This window comes from Terrabacter sp. P5_B1, assembly GCF_056400505.1.
The window spans coordinates 1-1,608 of the sequence record NZ_JBFULD010000533.1; the positions used below are offsets into that span (position 1 = coordinate 1).

Annotated in this window: 1 protein-coding gene; it reads left to right on the forward strand. The window is 72.3% G+C overall.

What is annotated here, in order from left to right; all coding sequences use genetic code 11:
- Nucleotides 1–1,608 (forward strand): beta strand repeat-containing protein (locus tag AC1DP0_RS21705; RefSeq protein ID WP_478088621.1); only part of this gene is annotated, 1,608 nt, incomplete at both ends.

Genomic DNA, 1,608 nt, shown 5'->3' on the forward strand with positions numbered 1-1,608 from the left:
CCTTCACCCTGACGGTCAACCAGCCGCCCGCCATCACCAGCGCCGACCACGCCACGTTCACCCGCGGCGTGGCGGACGCGTTCACCGTCACCACCACCCCAGGCGTACCGGCCACGAGCACCATCACCAAGACCGGCGCCCTGCCGGCCGGGGTCACGCTCACCAACAACGGCGACGGCACCGCCACCCTCGCCGGCACCCCGACCGGCGCCGGGACCTTCCCCGTCACGATCACTGCCAGCAACGGCGTCGCACCCGATGACAGCCAGGCGTTCACGCTGACGGTCCAGCAGTCCCCCGACGTCACCAGCGCCGACCACGCCACCTTCAGCGCTGGTACGGCCGGCGGCTTCACCGTCACGACCAGCCCAGCCGCGGACACCGTCACCCAGAATGGCAGCCTGCCTGCCGGTGTCAGCTTCACCGACAACGGTGACGGCACCGCCACCCTCTCGGGCACCCCGGCGACCGGGACCGGCGGGACCTACCCGCTGACGGTCACCGCCAGCAGCAGCGTCGGCTCCACGACCCAGTCGTTCACCCTGACCGTCGAAGAGCTCGCGAGCTTCACCAGCAGCGACCACGGCACCTTCACCGTCGGCGCCGCGGGCTCCCTCAGCGTCACGACGAGCGCCGGATACCCGACCGCGACCACGCTCAGCAAGACTGGCGCCCTGCCTTCTGGCGTCTCCTTCACCGACAACGGCGACGGCACCGCGACCCTGGCCGGCACCCCCGCGTCCGGCACGAGCGGCAGCTACCCGCTCACGGTCAAGGCCGACAGCGGCGCTGGATCGTCCCAGCAGTCGTTCACCCTCACGGTCGTGCCGGCCAGCGCCTCCCCGGTCATCACAAGCGTCGACCACGCCACCTTCACCAGGGGCAGCGCCGGCAGCTTCACGGTCACGACCATCGCCGGCTACCCGACGGCCACGACGATCACCCACACCGGCCCGCTGCCGGCCGGCGTCACGTTCACCGACAACGGCGACGGCACCGCCACCGTCGCCGGCACCCCGACCGCGGCAGGCGCGTTCACCGTCACCATCACGGCCGGCAACGGCTCGAGCACCAACGCCACCCAGTCGTTCACGCTCACCGTCCTGCAGGGCGCCGCCATCACCAGCGCCGACCACACCGCCCTGAGCATCGGCTCCGCGGGCACCTTCACCGTCACCACCAGCCCCGGCTACCCGGCCGCCACGACCCTGTCGAGCACCGGCGCCCTGCCGTCGGGCGTCTCCTTCACCGACAACGGCGACGGCACCGCGACCCTGGCCGGCACCCCGGCCCCCGGGACGGCCGGCACCTACCCGCTGACGATCACCGCGACGAACAGCACCAGCAGCGCCTCGCAGACGTTCACGCTGACCGTCGCAGCGCGCAGCCAGACCATCACCGTGACCTCCACGCCGCCTGCGGACGCCAAGGTCGGCGGCAGCTACCAGCCGGCCGGGACCTCTGACTCCGGGCTGCCGGTCACGGTCACAGTCGACAACACGTCCACGGGCGTCTGCACCCTGACCGGGACGACCGTCACCCTGGACCGGGCCGGGACGTGCACGGTCGACTTCGACCAGCCGGGCAACGGCACGTACACCGCCGCAC